General features: G+C 40.8%; 17 protein-coding genes. 13 read left to right on the top strand and 4 right to left on the bottom strand.

The window, feature by feature from the left end:
• The 13 genes from nirB (at position 1) to E0H82_RS11285 (ending at position 14,891) form a co-directional block, all read left to right on the top strand.
• Entirely contained in the window at positions 1 to 2,547 is a 2,547-nt protein-coding gene (gene nirB / locus E0H82_RS11345; protein WP_131264864.1) for a nitrite reductase large subunit NirB, read from the top strand.
• 14 nt (positions 2,548 to 2,561) lie between these two features.
• A complete protein-coding gene (gene nirD / locus E0H82_RS11340) occupies positions 2,562 to 4,181 on the top strand; it encodes a nitrite reductase small subunit NirD (RefSeq protein WP_131264863.1) in 1,620 nt (539 codons plus the stop codon).
• A 59-nt stretch (positions 4,182 to 4,240) separates the two neighbouring features.
• The gene (locus tag E0H82_RS11335; protein ID WP_131264861.1) at positions 4,241 to 7,021 is read left to right on the top strand and encodes a nitrate reductase; all 2,781 of its coding nucleotides are present in this window, start codon (positions 4,241 to 4,243) and stop codon (positions 7,019 to 7,021) included.
• Positions 7,018 to 7,629, top strand: a complete 612-nt coding sequence (gene mobA / locus E0H82_RS11330) for a molybdenum cofactor guanylyltransferase (protein WP_131264859.1) — start codon at positions 7,018 to 7,020, stop codon at positions 7,627 to 7,629. Before E0H82_RS11335 ends, mobA begins: the two co-directional genes overlap by 4 nt.
• A 128-nt stretch (positions 7,630 to 7,757) precedes the next feature.
• Positions 7,758 to 8,768 carry a GTP 3',8-cyclase MoaA gene (moaA, locus tag E0H82_RS11325; RefSeq protein WP_131264857.1) on the top strand — a complete coding sequence of 337 codons (1,011 nt, stop codon included), beginning with the start codon at positions 7,758 to 7,760 and terminating at the stop codon, positions 8,766 to 8,768.
• Between the two features lies 1 nt (position 8,769).
• On the top strand, positions 8,770 to 9,033 hold the full coding sequence (locus E0H82_RS11320; protein WP_131264855.1) for a MoaD/ThiS family protein: 264 nt from the start codon (positions 8,770 to 8,772) through the stop codon (positions 9,031 to 9,033).
• A gap of 5 nt (positions 9,034 to 9,038) precedes the next feature.
• Positions 9,039 to 9,569, top strand: coding sequence for a molybdenum cofactor biosynthesis protein MoaE (locus tag E0H82_RS11315; RefSeq protein WP_131264853.1), 531 nt, complete (start codon positions 9,039 to 9,041; stop codon positions 9,567 to 9,569).
• 22 nt (positions 9,570 to 9,591) lie between these two features.
• Positions 9,592 to 10,515 (top strand): bifunctional molybdenum cofactor biosynthesis protein MoaC/MoaB, encoded by a 924-nt coding sequence (gene moaCB, locus E0H82_RS11310; protein WP_131264851.1) that lies wholly within the window; start codon positions 9,592 to 9,594, stop codon positions 10,513 to 10,515.
• Positions 10,515 to 11,741, top strand: coding sequence for a molybdopterin molybdotransferase MoeA (locus E0H82_RS11305; protein WP_131264849.1), 1,227 nt, complete (start codon positions 10,515 to 10,517; stop codon positions 11,739 to 11,741). The genes moaCB and E0H82_RS11305 overlap by 1 nt, the downstream gene beginning before the upstream one ends.
• A gap of 42 nt (positions 11,742 to 11,783) precedes the next feature.
• Positions 11,784 to 12,548, top strand: coding sequence for a molybdate ABC transporter substrate-binding protein (modA, locus tag E0H82_RS11300; RefSeq protein WP_131264847.1), 765 nt, complete (start codon positions 11,784 to 11,786; stop codon positions 12,546 to 12,548).
• A gap of 10 nt (positions 12,549 to 12,558) precedes the next feature.
• Positions 12,559 to 13,242, top strand: a complete 684-nt coding sequence (modB, locus tag E0H82_RS11295) for a molybdate ABC transporter permease subunit (RefSeq protein WP_131264845.1) — start codon at positions 12,559 to 12,561, stop codon at positions 13,240 to 13,242.
• 3 nt (positions 13,243 to 13,245) lie between these two features.
• Positions 13,246 to 13,884 (top strand): ATP-binding cassette domain-containing protein, encoded by a 639-nt coding sequence (locus E0H82_RS11290; protein ID WP_131264843.1) that lies wholly within the window; start codon positions 13,246 to 13,248, stop codon positions 13,882 to 13,884.
• 113 nt (positions 13,885 to 13,997) lie between these two features.
• Positions 13,998 to 14,891 carry a LysR substrate-binding domain-containing protein gene (locus E0H82_RS11285; RefSeq protein ID WP_131264841.1) on the top strand — a complete coding sequence of 298 codons (894 nt, stop codon included), beginning with the start codon at positions 13,998 to 14,000 and terminating at the stop codon, positions 14,889 to 14,891.
• Between the two features lie 68 nt (positions 14,892 to 14,959).
• Here E0H82_RS11285 and E0H82_RS11280 read toward each other — a convergent pair whose 3' ends face one another.
• From E0H82_RS11280 to E0H82_RS11270, 4 genes are all read right to left on the bottom strand, one after another.
• Positions 14,960 to 16,771, bottom strand: a complete 1,812-nt coding sequence (locus E0H82_RS11280; protein ID WP_131264839.1) for a monovalent cation:proton antiporter-2 (CPA2) family protein — start codon at positions 16,769 to 16,771, stop codon at positions 14,960 to 14,962.
• A gap of 243 nt (positions 16,772 to 17,014) precedes the next feature.
• The gene (locus tag E0H82_RS16545; RefSeq protein ID WP_165492945.1) at positions 17,015 to 17,176 is read right to left on the bottom strand and encodes a hypothetical protein; all 162 of its coding nucleotides are present in this window, start codon (positions 17,174 to 17,176) and stop codon (positions 17,015 to 17,017) included.
• 231 nt (positions 17,177 to 17,407) lie between these two features.
• Positions 17,408 to 18,196, bottom strand: a complete 789-nt coding sequence (locus tag E0H82_RS11275) for a crotonase/enoyl-CoA hydratase family protein (protein ID WP_416224500.1) — start codon at positions 18,194 to 18,196, stop codon at positions 17,408 to 17,410.
• Between the two features lie 279 nt (positions 18,197 to 18,475).
• Positions 18,476 to 19,891: an aspartate ammonia-lyase gene (locus tag E0H82_RS11270; RefSeq protein ID WP_131264835.1), complete on the bottom strand. Its 1,416-nt coding sequence runs from the start codon at positions 19,889 to 19,891 to the stop codon at positions 18,476 to 18,478.
• Between the last annotated feature and the right edge of the window lie 128 nt (positions 19,892 to 20,019).

Below are 20,019 nucleotides of genomic sequence, written 5' to 3'. Positions count from 1 at the left end.
ATGAAACTACTTATGATTGGTCACGGTATGGTCGGGCACAAGTTCATTGAGAGTGTACTTGAGCAGGCAGGTGACGAAGTAGAAATTACCATTTTGGCAGAAGAACCACGTTTGGCATATGACCGCGTGCATTTAACTGAATACTTTTCTGGAAAAAGTGCAAAAGATTTATCACTTGCACGTGCAGACTTTGCCGATGCCTATGGAATTGACCTACGTTTAAATACCAAAGCTACTGCAATTGATCCAGAAAATAAATTGGTGACCACCAATCAGGGTGAAACACTTAGCTATGACAAATTGGTTTTAGCCACAGGTTCTTATGCTTTTGTACCGCCAATTCCGGGTAATGAACGTCAAAACTGTTTTGTTTACCGTACCATCGAAGACTTAGATGCTATTAAAGCTGCAAGTTTAAATGCAAAAACAGGTGTGGTGATTGGTGGTGGCTTATTGGGACTTGAAGCAGCAAAAGCACTTTGTGACCTGAACCTAGAAACGCATGTGGTGGAATTTGCGCCACGCTTAATGGCCGTGCAAATTGATGACTTAGGCGGCAAAGTACTACGCACTAAAATTGAAAACCTCGGGGTTAAAGTTCACACCCAAAAAGCCACTCAATGTATTGAAGATGGGGCATCCGCAGTTCATGTAATGAAATTTGGCGATGGCTCAGAACTCGAAACGGATATCGTTTTATTCTCGGCAGGCATACGCCCACGCGATGAACTGGCACGCTCAAGCGGTTTAGCCATTGGCGAGCGTGGCGGTATTGTCATTAATGATTATTGCCAAACCAGTCATGACGATATTTATGCCATTGGTGAGTGTGCGCTTTGGAACAATAAAATCTTTGGTTTAGTGGCACCGGGCTATGACATGGCACGTATTGCAGCCAAGCATATGATGCAGCAAGAATGTAATATTTTCGCTGGTGCAGACATGAGCACTAAATTGAAGTTAATGGGTGTAGATGTCGCATCCATCGGTGATGCACATGCCATGACTCCAAATTCGTTAAGCTATTTCTATGCCGATGAAGCTGCATTGGTATATAAGAAAATTGTGGTCAATGCAGAAAAAACCAAACTTTTGGGCGCGGTATTGGTGGGTGATGCCAAAGAATATAGCGACTTGCTGCAAATGATGTTGAATGGTCTGGCATTACCTGAAGTCCCAGAAAGCCTTATCATGCCAGGGTTTACCGACTCAGGTGCCAAAGCAGGCGGCAGTGGCGTCGATTTACTGCCAGACAGTGCGACGATATGTTCATGTAATAACGTATCGAAAGCCGATATTTGTCAAGCGATTAGTGACGGCTCGACCTCTTTGGGGGCATTAAAGAAATGTACCAAAGCTGCGACGGCTTGTGGGGGGTGTGCACCATTAGTAACGCAGGTATTGAAATCTGAATTACAACGTCAAGGCGTCACGGTCAACAATCATATTTGCGAACACTTCCCGTACTCGCGCCAAGAGCTGTATCACTTGGTTCGTGTGAATGAAATTAAAACCTTCGATGACCTGATTCACCAGCATGGGCATGGTTTGGGTTGTGATATTTGTAAACCAACGGCTGCAAACATCTTGGCTTCTTGCTGGAATGATTTTGTACTTGAACCAAGTCATGCAGGCTTGCAAGACAGTAACGACTACTACTTAGGAAATATCCAAAAAGATGGTTCTTACTCCGTTGTACCACGTATGGCAGGGGGTGAAGTCACACCAGATGGCTTAATTGCTGTAGGTCAAATTGCTAAAAAATACAACCTGTACACCAAAATTACGGGCGGACAACGTGTTGATATGTTTGGCGCACAAGTGCATCAACTGCCGTTGATTTGGGAAGAGTTGAATGCCGCAGGTTTTGAGTCTGGTCATGCTTACGGTAAATCATTACGTACGGTTAAATCTTGTGTTGGCAGTACATGGTGCCGTTATGGTGTAGATGATTCAGTCGGTTTGGCCATTTTCCTCGAAAACCGCTACAAAGGTTTACGCTCACCACATAAATTAAAAATGGCAGTTTCGGGTTGTACCCGTGAGTGTGCAGAAGCTCAAGGTAAAGATGTAGGCGTGATTGCCACTGAAAAAGGTTGGAACCTTTATGTTTGTGGTAACGGCGGCATGAAACCACGCCATGCAGAACTAATCGCATCTGACTTAGATACCGAAATGCTGATTCGCTATATCGACCGTTTCTTTATGTTCTACATTCAAACCGCAGATCGTTTACAACGCACCAGCGTATGGCGCGACAACATGGAAGGTGGTTTGGATTATCTGAAATCTGTGATTATTGAAGATTCACTGGGTTTAGCCACAGAACTAGAACGTCGTATGCAGCACATTGTTGGAACCTATCAAGATGAATGGCGTACTGCGGTTGAGAACCCTGAAATTCGTAAACGTTTCCAAACCTATATCAATGCCAATGCTGAGCAGCAAGCTGATCCGCATATTCAATTTACCCAAGAACGCGGACAAATTCGCCCATTAAACAGCGCAGAACGCGCTGAAGACCGTATTCCAATGGTTGAAGCATAATAAGGAGAACATAAATGACTATTTTAAATGATAAAAATATGCTTCCAGATCAAAACTGGGTTGAGGTCTGTGATTTAAATGACATCACCCCGAATACGGGCGTAGGGGCTTTGGTTGAAGGACAAGCGATCGCTTTGTTCCGTGTAGGGACAGAGAAACGCGTTTATGCGCTGAGCAATAAAGACCCTTTCAGCCAAGCCAATGTCATGAGCCGTGGCATTATTGGCGACTTGCAAGGTGAACGCGTCATCGCATCACCCATTTATAAGCAGCATTTTAGTTTAGCCACTGGACGTTGCTTAGAAGATAAAGATCAAAAACTACTGGTGTTCCCAACCAAAATTCAGGATGGACGTGTTTGGGTGAGTCCAACAGCGCAAAAAACCTATATCACCAACAATGGGCCTTCTTCAGAAAAAATGCAGTTGGTTTTGGTTGGAAATGGTTTGGCAGGTATGCGTTGTCTTGAAGATTTATTGGATATGGCACCAGATCGTTATGAAATTACCGTAATTGGTGAAGAACCGTGGGGTAACTATAACCGCATTATGCTGTCGCCCGTGTTATCAGGTGAAAAAACCGTAGAAGACATTATGTTGCATCCACACGCATGGTATAGCGACAAAGGTATGCGTTTTATTGCAGATGATCCTGCCGTGAAAATAGATCGTCCACGCAAACAAGTACATACCCAAACAGGCATTGTGGTGGATTATGACCGACTCATTTTAGCCACAGGGTCTAAACCTTTTGTGCCGCCAGTAAAAGGCGCAGACCTAAAAGGCGTCGTAAGTTTCCGTGATATTTATGACGTCAAAACCATGCTGGAATATTGTGAAAACAAACCTAATGCAGTGGTGATTGGTGGTGGTTTACTCGGTTTAGAAGCTGCCTATGGCTTAAAACGCCGTGGTATGAATGTCACCGTTTTACATTTAATGAATCGAATTATGGAACGTCAACTGGATGATCGTGCCAGTCAAATGCTTCGTCATAGTATTGAGCAAAAAGGCATTCGGATTATTACCGAAGCCAATACTGAAGAGCTAATCGGTACTGATGGTCAAGTCAGCCAAGTGCGTTTAAAAGACGGTACCGTATTAGATGCAGATTTGGTGGTCTTTGCAGTCGGTATTCGCCCGAATATTGGCCTAGCGCAAAGCGCAGGACTCAGAACCAACCGTGGCGTCATGGTGAATGACACCATGCAAACTTTTGACCCAAGTATTTATGCAGTGGGTGAATGTATTGAACATCGCAGTCAAACCTTTGGTTTAGTCGAGCCTTTATGGGGACAAGCTTTTATTTGCGCGAGCCACTTGGCAGAACATGGCAGTCTGACCTTTAAAGCCCCAACGGTTCCAACCCAATTAAAAGTCAGTGGTGTCGATGTGTTTTCGGCAGGGAATTTTGAGCCTAAAGATGATTTTGAAGACATCATTTTAAATGATGAAAAACGTCAAATTTATAAGCGCATCATTATTCAACAGGACAAAGTCATTGGAGCTGTTTTGTTTGGAGATACGGAAGATGGTGCTTGGTATGCCGAATTAATTGCAGATCAAACCCCAATTTCCAACATTCGCAATAAGCTGCTTTTTGGTCGGGATTTTGCATTAAAAAAAGTAGGCTAATTCAACAACCATTATATTTTTGCTGCCATGAGTTTAAACCTAAGAAGAGGGAGCACCGTATGACCAGTATTCCATTTGTGGAACTCCAAAGTTCGACTGCTCCAGTCACCGAGAGCACAAAAACCACCTGTCCGTACTGTGGTGTGGGTTGTGGTGTAGTTGCACATGTCAAACATACGGCGCAAGGTCAAGTTGTGAGTGTAGAGGGGGATGCATCACATCCCTCCAACTATGGAAAATTGTGTATTAAAGGCAGTAATTTGGCGGATACCCTTGGCTTAGAAACGCGTTTATTACAGCCCATGCTCGGAAGAAATACACAGCAAAAAATCACAACTTGGGATACTGCACTCAATCAAATTGCACAGCAATTCCAAAGCTGTATAGAGCAATATGGGGCTGAAAGCATTGCATTTTATGTATCGGGGCAATTACTGACCGAAGATTACTATGTGGTGAATAAATTCGTGAAAGGCTACTTAGGTACAGCCAATATTGATACCAATTCCCGTCTATGTATGTCGTCTGCTGTGGCCGCACATAAACGGGCTTTTGGTGAAGACATTGTTCCTGCCAGTTATCAGGATTTTGAACAAACCGATATGGTGGTTTTGGTGGGTTCAAATACGGCGTGGTGTCATCCCGTATTGTATCAACGGATTATGCAAGCCAAAGCCGAACGCGATATTTTTGTGGTTGTGATTGATCCACGTTTTACCAGTACTTGTGAACAAGCCGATTTACATTTGCCCATTCTTCCAGGGCAAGATATTTCTCTCTTTAATGGACTCCTACAATATTTACATCAAAATGGGTGTGCTGATCAATCCTTTATTGATGCATATACGCAAGGTATTGACGCTGCTTTGCAGAGCAGCCAAGCAGAACAAAATCCAGAAGATGTCGCAAAACAAACAGGAATTACACTGGAGAAATTACAACAGTTTTATGCAAAATTTGCACAGACTGAACGAGTAATGACCCTATTTTCAATGGGGGTCAATCAGTCTTCGCAAGGCGTGAATAAAGCCAATGCCATTACCAATTGCCATTTATATAGTGGAAAAATTGGGAAAATTGGGGCAGCACCATTTTCAATGACAGGTCAGCCGAATGCGATGGGTGGCCGTGAAGTGGGTGGTTTAGCCAATATGTTGGCAGCTCATTTAGATATTGATAACCCTCAACATCAGCAATTGGTACAAAACTTTTGGCAAAGTCCCGTCATTGCTAAATCTGCTGGATTAAAAGCAGTTGATTTATTTGAAGCCGTTGAAAGTGGTAAAATTAAAGCGCTTTGGATTATGGCCACCAATCCTGTGGTGAGTTTACCCAATGCAGATCAGGTCAAACGTGCCTTAGAAAAATGTCCTTTTGTGGTGGTTTCGGATATTTGCCAGAACACCGATACGACAGCATTTGCCGATGTTTTACTGCCCGCTTTAGGTTGGGGAGAAAAAGATGGCACGGTGACCAATTCTGAGCGACGTATTTCCAGACAACGGGCATTTTTAGATGCGCCGGGAACGGCTAAAGCAGACTGGTGGACAGTTTCGCAAGTGGCAAAAAGAATGGGATTTTCTGGTTTTAATTTTGAAAATGTCAGCGAAATATTTAACGAGCATGCACAACTTTCAGCCAGTGAAAATGTACCCTTAGCACAACGTGATGAATCAAAGACTTTCCGTTATTTTAATTTACAAGGTTTAACAGGGCTAACGGAACAAGAATACGATGATCTCAATCCCATTCAGTGGCCAGTATGGGATAAACAGCAGTCCATTGAAACAGTACGACATATCTATGCTAACGGGCAATTTAGCCATCCTGATGGTAAAGCCAAATTTATTGCTGTTGAAAATATTGCTCCTGTAAATGCCTGTACCAGTGAATATCCTCTGGCTTTGAATACAGGTCGTATTCGTGATCAGTGGCATACCATGAGTCGAACAGGCTTATCGGCCAACTTAAGTACGCATCGTGCAGAACCATTTTGTGAGATTCATGCACAGGATGCTTTGAAATATGGCTTGAAAGAAGGGGACTTGGTCGAAGTGTCTTCGACTTGGGGACGCTGTGTCTTAAAAACTTCTATTTCGCAAGGTATCCGTCGTGGGCAAATTTTTGCTCCCATCCATTGGAACGATCAAGTCGCTTCAGATGCCCGCATTGGTCGAGTGGTCAATCCTGTGGTAGATGCTATTTCAGGTGAGCCAGAATTTAAGCACACACCCGTGATGCTACAACCTTTTTATACTCAATGGCAGGGCGTATTTTATGCTCGCAATGAGTACGCCGCTATGGTCAAGGCCTCTATGGAGGCCTGTGTGTGGTGGACCAAAGTAACTACTGCCAAAGCTGTTCGTTATGAACTGGCAGACCGCCGTAAATACGATGACATTACCAAACATTTAAAAGAACTTTTACCGTTTCAAGATGAAAGTTTTGAATGGTTAAATGTCGACGATCATTCGGCACAAATCAGTCATAGCATTGTCTTAAAAGATGGCATTTTGATAGCCAGTTTATATATTGCCCCACGTGCTTTACTGCCAGACCGAGACTGGGTTGCAGGATTATTTAAGCGTGAACGATTGAGTGCCATGCACCGTAAAGCGTTATTGGCGGGTCAACCTATTTCGATGAACAACAATGAAGGCCCATTGGTGTGTAGTTGCTTTAAAGTGGGTAAAAATCGAATTATTGAAACTATTAAAGAGAAAAACATTAGCAATGAAAAGCAAGTTACAGCTTGCTTAAAAGCAGGAGGCAATTGTGGTTCTTGCCTACCTGAAATTCGCGGCTTAATTAAAGCCTGTCAAACGGAGGATGTGGAATGATTCAAACTTATCCTACCACTGATCTTGTCATTCTTGCAGGAGGACAAGCGCGACGTATGAATGGGATGAATAAACTTTTACAAACTTTTGATGATCAGATTCAGCTTTTAAAAATTCATCAAACCCTAAAACATAAAGTGAATTCTATCTGGGTGAATAGTCATCGTGACTATTCACTTTACCGCGCATTGGTACCGAGCATTGCCTATTATCAAGATGAGGAATCTGGGTTTTTAGGTCCACTGATGGGCATGAAAAGCGCTTGGACACATGTCCCATCGGACTATGTTCTATTTATTCCTTGCGATGTGACCTATATTCCATCCCGTGTACTTGAGAAACTTCATGCCGTACTGGCAAAAAGTGCACAGGCAGAAGTAGCTTATGTCGAATTGAATGGACGCGCACTATATCCCTTCTGTTTGTTAAAACGCAGTGCGTTAGAGCAATTAAACCGAAACATTGAACTAAAACAGTTCAGTCTAAAAAAGTGTTTTGCTGAACTGCACCCTCAAGTTGCACGGTTTAATCATAAAAACCTATTTTTTCACAGTATTAACTCACTTGATGAACTACAACAGTACCAACAATTAAAATTTCTTAACTAAACCCAGAGATAGCACAAAGTTGGAACACTTATTGCTAATTAATTCATAGCTATGAGCACAATGAAAGTGCAATCGGTAAATAAGCACAATCATTGTGCAATCGGTCATTCCCAACTGGAATAACACGTATGACAATATCAACACTTAAAACAAGGGCTGCTTTTATTGACCAATTTGGTCGCAGCAAGCGTAAACTCAGAATTTCAGTGACCGATCGCTGTAATTTTAAGTGTGTTTATTGCATGCCTGAACATCCAGAATGGATGAAAAAACATCAGATTTTGAGTTTTGAGGCATTGTTTCAGTTTTGCCAATTTATGGTGCAAAACGGGATTGAACATATTCGCATTACAGGTGGAGAACCTTTAATGCGTCAGGGTGTTGTACATTTTGTTGCAGAACTGCAAAAACTGAAAAAAATAGGGCTGAAACAAATTTCGATGACCAGCAATGGTCATTACTTAAAAAAATATGCACAGGATTTAAAACTCGCGGGGCTAGACAATATTAATGTCAGTTTAGACAGTTTAGATGCAACACAGTTCTTTCAGCTTACCCAAAAACAGCTTCAACCTGTATTGGAAGGCATTCAGGCTGCTTTAGAGGTCGGTTTACCTCTTAAAATCAATAGTGTACTGATACAAGGCCAAAATGAAGACCAAATTATTCCCTTGGCGCAATGGGCAAAAGACCTCGCTATTCCACTGCGTTTTATTGAATTTATGCCTTTGGATGGAGACCGACATTGGAACGCTGAACATGTGGTCAGTGAACAGCAAATTTTAGATATGCTTGCAACCAAATTCAGCATAAAACCCTTAACAGAGCATACGCGTAGCCCAGCAAGACAGTATTGGGTCGACGGACATCAAATTGGCATTATCTCGACCATTACCCATGCTTTTTGTGGTGAGTGTGATCGCGTTAGGCTTACTGCTCAAGGCGAGTTTTATAACTGCCTGTTTGCCACACAGGGGCTAGCACTTAAACCTGAAATTGAGCAACTTCAGACAAAACAAAATGCAAGTCTGTTACAGCAGAAACTTGAATCTTATATCTGGAACAAAAAAGCAGGGTTTCATGCCATTCAGGCCCAGCAAACCCATAGAAAAATTAGTATGCACATGATCGGAGGTTAATATGTTGCAATCAAATTCAACCATCCAAATTAAAATTGAAGCTTATGGTGCCGTTGAAAAATTATTGCCTGAAAACCTTGTGATTTACAGCCCGCCCAATAGTGATATCGGGGTAGCCTTAAACCAAGTCATGTCACTTTATCCTGAAGCTAAAACCCTGATTGAGCGCTGTGCCTGTGCAGTGGGTGAAGACATTATCCCGCGTCATTTCACTATTGAACATGCAATGACACTCGTATTGCTATCGCCAGTGGCAGGGGGTTAAGTCAGATGAGCCTGAAGAATTTCCCACGAGTTCAAACCACCGCATTAACGCAAAGTGACTTTGATGGTATTCAACATTTTCCTGAATGTGGTGGCATTGGCATCTTTATCGGGACAGTACGTAATCACCATGAAGGCAAAGTGGTCAAAGCATTGAAATATACCGCTTATGCACCTGTTGCCGAAAAAATGATTCGTGCCATTGAGCAAGAAATTCAAGCCAAATACCAAGTGTCTTATGTTCGGGTGGTTCACCGCATTGGTGCTTTAGATATCGGCGATACTGCAATTATTGCCATGGCTTATGCAGCACATCGTCGAGAAGCCTTCCAAGCCTGTGAAGAAGCGGTGGAACGAGTCAAGCATGAAGTCCCTGTCTGGAAGGAAGAGTTTTATGTAGATGGTTCGAGCCAATATGTAGAAGGTTGCTGTATCCGTAAAGATCAGGATTATGTTGCCGTTACAACGCCTGTTGCGTCACAGACCCATCATGGATCATGCCAACACCATCATCACACAGCAACGGCAGCCGTTTAATATTTAGCAATAGGAAAGCATCATGAAAAATGTAGGCATGAAAGCCGAAAGCTATAGAACCGCAGTAGCAACAGGTATTTTGTATGCGCCTGCACATTGTATTGAACTGCTCCGCAATGGCAATACTGAAAAGGGCGATGCGCTAAAAACTGCCCGTATCGCAGGAATTCTTGCAGCAAAGCGTACTGATGAACTGATTCCCTTGTGTCATCCCTTACCCATTTACCGTGCAGATGTGGAATATGAACTATTTGAGCAGCATGTCTTAATTACGGCAACCGTTGAAACCATTGGCCCAACAGGCGTGGAAATGGAGGCTTTAACCGCGGTGAGTCTGGCAGGATTAACCCTCTATGACATGCTTAAACCACATTGCGAACCAGAAGATTTATGCTTAGACCAATGTAAACTGGCGAAGAAAAAAGGGGGCAAGTCTCACTATACTCGCGCACTAAAAGATGCCATTCCCGCGTCAATCATTGTCCTCTCCGATACTGTTGCCGCAGGCAAAAAGCCTGATACCGCAGGTTTAAATGTGTTGGAAATCCTTCAAGAAGCCAATTTTAAAGAGATTGCGTATCAGGTGATTCCAGACAGTCCTGAACAACTGTTGGCATTAATCGAACAGCAAAAAAATGAGTATCCTCTTATTCTGACCGTGGGTGGAACAGGGCTTGGTCCGAAAGATCTTACTGTAGAAACCCTACAGCCATTAATGAAACGAGAAATTCCGGGGTTGATGGAAGCCTCTCGTAGTTTTGGTCAGAAACGTACACCCTATGCAGCGCTTAGTCGTGGTGTTGCAGGTTATATCGACCAGAGTCTAGTGATCACTTTACCGGGAAGCCGTCAGGGTGCGAAAGAATCCCTCATTGCAATTCAACCTGCATTAATTCATCTGTTTGATGTACAGAAAAATATTCCCCATGCAGGAGGGTATCAATAATGTCGGGTTGTGGTGCTGAAACAGGATTGATGAGTGTAGATCAAGCCCTTGCGACGATGGTAGATCGAGTTCATACATTAGCCAGTGAAAGTATTCCATTGCAACAGGCATTGAATCGATACTTAGCAGCAGATATTCACTCTGAAATTGATTTGCCCTTGTTTAGTCAAAGTGCGGTTGATGGTTATGCCATATGTAGCAATCAGCCAATCCTAGAGAATTCCAAGTTTGAATTGATTGGTGAAATCCGAGCAGGGCAAGACACAAATTTGACCTTAAATCACGGACAGGCACTACGTATTTTCACAGGCGCAAAAATCCCTGAAGGTACAACAACAGTTGCAAGGCAAGAAATTGTCACATCATTGGGTCCTGATCAAATTCAAATCAATATCGCCTTAGAAATACATGCCGATATTCGTGATGCAGGAGAAGAATTGAGTCGTGGACAACGACTGGCAAACCAGGGACAGCATTTAAGTGTTGGGGCCATTGCTGCATTGGCGATGGCAGGAGTTCAACAGGTTGAAGTCTATCAATTTCCCAAAGTTGCTGTGGTCATTACTGGAGATGAAGTTGCTAAAACACTGGATGATTTTACTTCGGGTAAAATTTTTGATGCGAATGCCCCGTTAATCCAAGCATGGTTTGAACAACAGCAGCAAAACGTCAACATTTATCATGTCGAAGATACCAAACTGGCGCTACAACAATTGATTCAACAACTCAAACAAGAGTGCGACGTCATTTTGACCACGGGTGGAGTTTCGGTTGGGGATTATGACTTTGTGCGACCCGTTGCATTAGCGCAGGGCTTTCAGCAAATCTTTTGGAAAGTGAAACAGAAACCTGGTAAACCGATGCTCTTTGCAGAATATCAACGTGCATCTGGTGATGCCTGCTATTTATTAGGACTGCCGGGTAATCCCGCTGCGGTATTTGTCGGCATGCAAATTTATGGTGCTACTTTATTAAAAACATTACAAGGTCAGACTCAATTACCTAACTGGTTTAGTGCAACCTTAAAGCAATCCATTAAAAGTGATTCGAGAGAACGTTTTCTGAGAATGTTTGCTCATTTTGAGCAAGGGCAATTATGGGTCGAAAATTTATCGAAGCAGCAATCACATATGCTGAGTAATCTGATGCACGCCAATTGTTTGGTTCGAATTCCAGAAAATCAGGTTTTAAGTGCAGGATCAACGGTACAAGGGCTTTTCCTTTAACTTCACGATAAGATCATCTCTAAATGTAGGAGTTGTCATTCAATGAAAATTAAACATGTATTCATGATTGTCATAACCTCTATTTTGAGTATTCCTACACATGCCAATACGGTAAAAGTCTATGCCGCAGCCAGTTTAACCAATGCTTTAACTGATATTTCCAAACAGTATCAAGCACAATATCCAAAAACTAAAATTGTGCCTGTATTTGGCGCATCTTCTGCTTTAGCCAAACAGATAGAAGCAGGGGCAAGTAGCGATATCTATTTCTCTGCGGATCTGGATTGGATGAATTATCTGGTACAAAAACAGAAAATTAGCGGTAAGCAAGTCCGTCCTTTTTTATTGAATCAATTGGTCGCAATTAGCTCGCGTCAATTAAATATTCCGTTTCAAGCCAAACCAGCATTTAACTTTGCAGGAGCTTTTCAGGGATACCTGTGTACAGGGCAAATGGAATCGGTTCCTGTGGGGAAATATGCCAAGCAAAGTTTAATTAAACTGAATTGGTTCAATCGATTGAAAGGTCGAATTGTAGGAACCGATGATGTGCGCGCTGCTTTGGCATTTGTTGAACGCGGGGAATGTGTTGTTGGAATTGTCTACAAAACCGATGCACTCATTAGCCAGAAAGTAAAAATTATTGGGACTTTCCCAGCCAATTCACATCATCCAATTATTTATCCCATTGCACTGACTCAGCAAGGTGCAGCGAATCAAGACGCCAAACAATTTGAACAATATGTGCGTACGAATAGCCAAGCCAAGCAAATTTTTCAACGCTGTGGTTTTGTTTTAAAACAATAGGACTGAATCCATGTTAAGCCCAGAGGAACTCAGTGCATTATATTTATCAGCCAAAGTTGCATTGTTCGCGACATTGCTGAGTTTACCCTTTGCAATTGCATTGGCTTGGGTTTTAGCACGTTATGAGTTTCGGCTTAAATTTTTGTTAGAAGCCATCTTACAAATGCCGATGGTATTACCTCCTGTGGTTTTGGGCTATTTACTCTTGGTTTTATTTGGACAACAAGGCTGGATTGGGCGCTACTTAAATGAACTCGGTATTCAGGTGGTTTTTAATTGGAAAGGCGCTGTGCTCGCTTCAATGATTGTAGCTTTTCCTTTGATGGTACAGCCCATTCGTCTGTCTTTTCAATTGATTAATCAACAGCTTGAACAAGTAGCGGCAACTTTAGGGGCAAGTCCGATACGGGTGTTTTGCAGTATTAGTTTACCTTTGGCAATTCCAGGTATCATTATTGGGAGCATCTTATGTTTTAGCCGTAGTCTGGGTGAATTTGGTGCAACCATTACTTTTGTTGGCAATATTCCAGATGAAACCCGCACGATACCGATTGCAATTTATTCATTTCTGCAACAACCCAACGGTGAAGAAATGGCAATGCGCTTAGTTGCACTTTCTATGCTGTTGGCCTTTAGTGCATTAATTGCCAATTATGTGATTTTGCAAAAATATCAAAAAAGATTAGGAGTTTAAGTCATGTTGAGCTGTAAATTCCGTTATCAACGAGCTGATTTTAATTTAGATATCCAACTTGAAATGCAGCACCCAATTTTAGGCATTGTCGGTTCATCGGGAAGTGGTAAAACCACCTTGCTCAAAAATATAGCAGGATTACTCAATCCGCTATCGGGTGATATTCAATTGGGTTCTCAAACTTTATTTGCTTCATCTCGGAAGATCAACTTAGCTCCCCACCAACGACAAGTTGCTTTAGTCTTTCAACAAGCTTTGTTATTCCCTCATTTAAATGTTCAACAAAACCTAAAATATGCAGAAAAACTTCAAGATCCTCAGAATATCAAATTTCACTCTGCACAAATTGTAGAATTATTAGAATTAGAACACCTGATTCAACGCAAAGCCCATCAACTTTCAGGGGGCGAAGCCCAGCGTGTTTGTATTGGACGCGCATTACTATCATCACCCAATTTATTACTTTTAGATGAACCACTTACAGGTTTAGATCGTCAACTCAAGCAACAAATATTGCCTTTTTTAAAACGCATTAAAGATGAACTGAATTTACCCATGATTTATGTCACACATCATATGGATGAATTAAAAAGTTTAGATGCGGAGATTCTAACCATGCATGAGGGCAGATTATTAATTTAAATAATTAAGAAAATACATACAATCACTGAAAAAGATAGAATTTGATATTGGCGTAAATCCGAAAAAAAGCGATGATATATGCCTATTGAAATAAGATTAGGATTTCTATTTTAGTGTTCGAACTTGACTGTAAACTTCTTAGCATTTTTTTCTATGTGTATAAATTTAAAAGTGTTTCGGTTGCTGCAGAACAACTCTGCATGAGCCAACCTGCGGTCAGTAATAGCTTAAATAAAATTCGTCAACATTATAACGATCCGTTATTTTTACGTATTGGCAATGAAATGATGCCAACGGAACTTTCCAAACAGCTCTTTCCTTTGGTGAGTGAAGCCTTAAACCGAATTGAATTAATTAATAATTTCACCATCGATTTTGATGAAATGAATTCTCATCAGCAATTTAACATCGCCATGACAGATGTATCGCATTTGGTGTTATTGCCTAAGATGTCACAATACCTGAAACAGCACGCACCCCATGTAAGATTAAATGTGCGTCCGATTACTTCCGAAACCAGTTATCAAATGGCGAATGGTGAAATTGATCTGGCAATTGGTTTCTTGCCACATATGGAAAATGGCTTTTATCAACAATTGTTATTTGAACAATACTATGTGGTAATTGCCGCGAAAAACCATCCACGTCTAACACCAAATCATTTGACCATTGAACAGTATTTGGCAGAGTCACATATTGATATTGATGCAGGCATTGGTCATTATCATATTGAAAATGAACTGTTAAATTTGGATTTAAAACGCAATATTATCATGCGCTTACCAAGTTACTTGGGTGTCGGTTTGGTGGTACAAGAGTCCGATGCGATTGCAACTGTGCCTTATTACCTGAGCGAAGTATTATTGTCGCGTGGCAATTTACAAATTTTTAATGCACCAATCGCATTTCCGACGTATAGCGTAAAGCAATTTTGGCATATGTCATGTCATCATAAGACCAGCCATCAATGGTTAAGACAAATGTGCCATGAAATTTTAGCGCGATAAAAATTTCTCAAAATATAAAAAAGAGGTCTAATTAGACCTCTTTTTATTGATGAATTTTATAGTCTTGATTACTGTTGTGTGTCGCATTCATTAATAATTTGCCCTGTATGCTTAGGCGTGATTAATGGTGCTGTCGGACGTGGGCCTGTGTACTGTAGGCCAATTCCTGCATAAACATCATCTGCCGCAACTTCTGTTTCAAAGCGTTCTTTGTCACGTTCTCGGATTTCACGACTAATTTCTTCAACCTCATTTAGGTCAACGCCGAGTTCTTCTAAAATCGCACCACCAAATACCATAGCCGACTCAAAAGTCTCCCGAATCATGTAATCGACATTTTGTTTGGCCAAATGTAAGGCATGTTCACGGTCATAGGAGCGTACCAATAGTTTAGTTAAAGGAAATTCATGTTGTACCAACTCTACAATTTTATTGGTGGTGTCTTTATGGTCTACACACACCACAATGGCTTCAGCCGTATCCGCTCCTGAGGCATGTAAAATATCTAAGCGAGAACCATCTCCATAATAAATGGTAAAACCAAAGCGTTCCGCGTTTTGAATCATGTCGATATCATTATCAATAATCGTGACATCCACCCCTCGTGCGAGGAGCAATTGACTGGTCACTTGCCCAAAACGACCAAAACCAATCATCAGTACTTTACCCGAAAGCCCATCTGCAATGCGTATATTGTCTAATGAAACTTGTGCTGTTTTTTGGGTAAATCGTTTAAATAGAATACCGATAATTGGCGTAAGAATCATAGACAAAACCACAATTGCGGTAAGATTCGAGCGTTCGACAGCACTAATCACTTGTGCACTCATTGCTGCGGTAAACAGTACAAAAGCAAATTCACCGCCTTGCGCCATCAATAATGCCCGATCAAGTGCTTCGGTATGCGGGCTTTTGGTTAAACGCGCGGTAAGATAGATCATCACTGCTTTAACACACATCAATGCAATGACGGCACTGAGAATGAGTGGCCAGTTACTTTTCACCACGTTTAAGTCTAGGGACATGCCAACACCGAGGAAAAATAAGCCAAGTAAAATCCCACGGAATGGTTCAATATCAGCTTCAATTTGATGGCGGAAGGTTGATTCTGAAAGTAGTACGCCCGCTAGAAAAGCACCCATTGCCATAGAAAGCCCACTAATTTGCATGAGTAAAGCTGCGCCTAATACAACCAATAATGCTGCTGCGGTCATCACTTCACGTGCTTTCGCTGCTGCTAATAGACGGAATAGGGGGTTGAGTAACCAATAGCCCGCTGCGATTAAACCAGCAATTGAAATTAACCCAATACCAATATTTTGCAAACGCACCGAGGTGCTTTCAACAACATGATTTGGTGCAATAAACGCGACTATTGCGAGTAAAGGAACAATCAGTAAATCTTCAAATAAAAGAATAGAGACAATTTTTTGTCCGCGAGGTTGTGCAATATCGCCACGATCGCCCAAAAGTTGCATCACAATTGCGGTAGAAGTGAGGACAAAACCCGCAGCACACACAAAACTCACTTGCCAAGGATAACCATAAACTAAGCCGACGCCAGTCAGCCCAAGTGAACACGCGATAATTTGCAAAGTTCCGAGTCCGAAAATCTCCTTTCTTAGACTCCATAAATGTGAAGGACGCATTTCTAGCCCAATCACGAATAGATACATCACAATTCCAAGTTCAGCGATATGTAAAATTGATGCTGAATCATAGAAAAAAGCCAAACCAAATGGCCCAATAATTAATCCTGCAATTAAATAACCTAAAACAGAACTCAACCCCAAGCGTTTGATCACTGGTACAGCAATGACTGCGGCTGTAAGCAAGATTACTGGGGAGATGAGACTAAGAGAATCCGCTTCTGCACTCATATATTTCACATATTTATTGAATTATTTTGAAAAATATTAACTGATTATGCGGTCATAGGACATCATAATTTGAGCTTGAATCAGATTGAAGTACAGAACTATAGACGCCAAATTGGCTTTAAGAATATTTGATGAGTCTGATTTAACATCATAATTTGTATTGCATCAGAATCAAATTTGAAGATTTCGATTCTGATGCAAATATCACGTAGGGTCGTGTTAGAGTTATTTTGTACTGTGATATCAAGGCATAAATGCTGAGTCGGCATTCACCACAAAAATTACACAGATACAAAAAAATGCACAGTATAAGAAAAACCAAACAATCATTCGCTTAAAGGCTTTATCCGAAATAGAACTGTCCGCATATTTTTCTGGCTTTCTTGAACCTTGATCATCATTCATCTCAAAACTCACTCTATTATGGCTTGTAATGATTATGGCTAAGTTTTGCAGATTGAAGTAGATACACTTTCTGAATAAAAAACTATAACAGAGAAAAGTGATTTTAAGCTTCTGTTATGTTTTTTATGTGAGCGATCCATGTTTTAAATCCATTTTGCTCACTTGAGCCTTATATAAAATGACGTATCTGTCTTTTATTGAATAAAGGTTTTGGGTCTTGAATAAAGCATTCTATTTTCCTTTAAACTCAGGTTTTCTTTTTTGTACCATTGCCATTACACCTTCATGTGCATCTTCTGACTGGAACAAAGCAGGTAAGTAGGATGCTAAATTTTGTAAGGCATAGGCTGTGCCTCTTTGTTGAGCTTCTTGTGCAGAACAGATTAAAGCTTGAACTGCCAAAGGTGCCGCTATAGAAATTTCCTGAGCAATTTGAGTTGCTCGAGCAAACTGCTGACCACAAGCGACTTTCTCAGAAATAAGATTCAAATCTAAAGCAGTCGCAGCTGTAAAACTTTTTCCAGTCAATAAGTATGGCATCGCTTTTTGCCAACCCGCTGCTTGAACAAAGCGCACTGTTGCGCCGCCAAAAGGCATAATGCCACGTAATACTTCCATTTGTGCAAACGTACAATCTTCACTGGCAATCACAACATCGGCATTTAACATCAGTTCAATTCCTGCGGTAAAACAGGTACCTTGTACAGCAACGACAACGGGCTTGGTTCTGGGTTTACCACTAACTCCCCAAGGGTCAATCTGATCAGCCGTAAAATTAAAAATGCCTTGAGCCAATTTATCTTGCAGCTCAAGTAAATCCAACCCTGCTGTAAAATGATCACCATGTGCAAAAATAATGGCACATCTTAAAGATGGATCTGCTTCATATTCAGTGAGTGCCTGAGATAATGCCAAGATCATATGACTATCAAAAGCATTTCGTTTACTGACACGGTCTAAGCCAATGAATAAAAGATGATCTTGGACTTCACGACTTACGGTTCCATTTATTTTATTCATCGTCATACACCTGAGTTATTGTGTTTAGTAATCTGCTTTTATTATGGAATGACTTTGATGAAGATAAAGTGAAAAACTGTATGCAAATGATATTAGGTCAACTCCACTGCAAAATTGCAGCAGAATATAAAAATTACTTTTTAATCAGAATAATAAAAAATTAATTGGATAAATTTTTCTTCTGGGAAGATACACTGCGTATTGAATTGATTGAGTATACAGACGAAAAAAAAGGAACTTATGACTAAGTTCCTTTTTTTGAGCTATTGCATAAAAATATTATGCAGATTGCTTAGGATGTACCATGTTTTGTACTGAAAGTACGTCTGCTAAAACTTCATCAGAAAGCAAGTTTTCAGCTTTAATGAGCGCCAAAATACTTTGACCAGATTCGTTCGCTTCTTTAGCAATACGAGTCGTCGTTTCATAGCCAAGGTATGGGTTCAATACAGTAATAATACCAATTGAGTTATCTACCAAGTGTTGGCAATGTTCAGCATTCGCCACAACATTTTCAATACATTTCAATTGGAACATACGCATTGCTTTACCCAACAAATCAATTGATTCGAAAAGTTTAAAGGCAATTAAAGGTTCCATTGCATTTAACTGTAATTGACCCGCTTCAGCAGAAAGGGTAATCGCTAAGTCATTTGCAATAATTTGGTAACACGCCAAGTTCATTGCTTCAGGAATTACTGGGTTCACTTTACCTGGCATGATTGAGCTACCTGGTTGGCGTGGTTCTAAGTGAATTTCATTTAGACCTGCACGTGGACCACTCGACAATAAACGTAAGTCGTTGGCAATTTTAGCAAGTTTAGTCGCCGTACGTTTTAAGAAGCCTGACAATAGAACGAAATCGCCCATGTCTGAAGTTGCTTCAATTAAGTCAGGAGAACTTGAAATGTTCTTTTGCGTAATTTGTGACAACGCTTCAATTGCGTGTAAACGGTATTCAACTTCAGTGTTAATACCTGTACCAATTGCTGTACCTGCTAAATTCACAACACTTAATGCATTCGGCATGATGCTGTAAAGCATATTCAAGTCATTTTGTAAGGTATTAGCAAATGCACCAAACTCTTGACCTAAAGTCATAGGCACAGCATCTTGCAACTGGGTACGACCCATTTTTAAGATATGTGCAAATTCTTCAGATTTCACACGGAAGCTGTCAATTAAGCTTTGGAACGGTGTGTTAAGTTGATCTAAAGAAAACAATAAACCGACTTTAATGGCTGTAGGGTATACGTCATTGGTTGACTGTGACATATTTACATCATTATTTGGGTGTAAATATTTATATTCGCCTTTTGCATGTCCCATGTATTCCAAGCCAATATTTGCAATTACTTCGTTTGCATTCATATTGGTTGAAGTACCAGCACCGCCTTGAATCATATCAATTGGGAATTGATCATGATATAAATCATTCATCAACTGCTGGCAAGCATGTTGAATTGCATTGTATTTATTTTCTTCTAATTTATTTAATTTAAAATTTGAAACTGCACATGCAGATTTAACCATTGCCAAAGCTTTAATGAAAATTGGGAAATGGCTTAATTTATTCGGACTTAAATTGAAATTTTCCAATGCACGTAGCGTTTGTACACCGTAGTAACAATGGAATGGGACTTCTTTAAAACCGAGTAAATCTTTTTCAGTCCGTGATTTAATTTCAATATTCATTAAGAAATGCTCTATAGCGGGAATAATTTTATCTTAGAGCGAGAAGACCTAGCCTGACTAATGTAAAAAAATATTTATCCATGCAATTTTTGCATAACACTGTATAATTATTAACATCGCTTAGATTA

Source organism: Acinetobacter sp. ANC 4910 (genome assembly GCF_004331035.1).
Lineage (GTDB): Bacteria > Pseudomonadota > Gammaproteobacteria > Pseudomonadales > Moraxellaceae > Acinetobacter.
This window is presented reverse-complemented; position numbering and strand designations above follow the sequence as displayed.

What these genes read in the sequence shown, in the direction of transcription:
- E0H82_RS11275 (WP_416224500.1), bottom strand. Translation starts at nt 18,196, where the DNA reads ATGAATAAAATAAATGGAACCGTAAGTCGTGAAGTCCAAGATCATCTT.
- moaA (WP_131264857.1), top strand. Translation starts at nt 7,758, where the DNA reads ATGACAATATCAACACTTAAAACAAGGGCTGCTTTTATTGACCAATTT.
- E0H82_RS11290 (WP_131264843.1), top strand. Translation starts at nt 13,246, where the DNA reads ATGTTGAGCTGTAAATTCCGTTATCAACGAGCTGATTTTAATTTAGAT.
- modB (WP_131264845.1), top strand. Translation starts at nt 12,559, where the DNA reads ATGTTAAGCCCAGAGGAACTCAGTGCATTATATTTATCAGCCAAAGTT.
- modA (WP_131264847.1), top strand. Translation starts at nt 11,784, where the DNA reads ATGAAAATTAAACATGTATTCATGATTGTCATAACCTCTATTTTGAGT.
- nirB (WP_131264864.1), top strand. Translation starts at nt 1, where the DNA reads ATGAAACTACTTATGATTGGTCACGGTATGGTCGGGCACAAGTTCATT.
- mobA (WP_131264859.1), top strand. Translation starts at nt 7,018, where the DNA reads ATGATTCAAACTTATCCTACCACTGATCTTGTCATTCTTGCAGGAGGA.
- E0H82_RS11280 (WP_131264839.1), bottom strand. Translation starts at nt 16,771, where the DNA reads ATGAGTGCAGAAGCGGATTCTCTTAGTCTCATCTCCCCAGTAATCTTG.
- E0H82_RS11320 (WP_131264855.1), top strand. Translation starts at nt 8,770, where the DNA reads ATGTTGCAATCAAATTCAACCATCCAAATTAAAATTGAAGCTTATGGT.
- E0H82_RS11270 (WP_131264835.1), bottom strand. Translation starts at nt 19,891, where the DNA reads ATGAATATTGAAATTAAATCACGGACTGAAAAAGATTTACTCGGTTTT.
- E0H82_RS11305 (WP_131264849.1), top strand. Translation starts at nt 10,515, where the DNA reads ATGTCGGGTTGTGGTGCTGAAACAGGATTGATGAGTGTAGATCAAGCC.
- E0H82_RS16545 (WP_165492945.1), bottom strand. Translation starts at nt 17,176, where the DNA reads ATGAATGATGATCAAGGTTCAAGAAAGCCAGAAAAATATGCGGACAGT.
- nirD (WP_131264863.1), top strand. Translation starts at nt 2,562, where the DNA reads ATGACTATTTTAAATGATAAAAATATGCTTCCAGATCAAAACTGGGTT.
- moaCB (WP_131264851.1), top strand. Translation starts at nt 9,592, where the DNA reads ATGAAAAATGTAGGCATGAAAGCCGAAAGCTATAGAACCGCAGTAGCA.
- E0H82_RS11335 (WP_131264861.1), top strand. Translation starts at nt 4,241, where the DNA reads ATGACCAGTATTCCATTTGTGGAACTCCAAAGTTCGACTGCTCCAGTC.
- E0H82_RS11315 (WP_131264853.1), top strand. Translation starts at nt 9,039, where the DNA reads ATGAGCCTGAAGAATTTCCCACGAGTTCAAACCACCGCATTAACGCAA.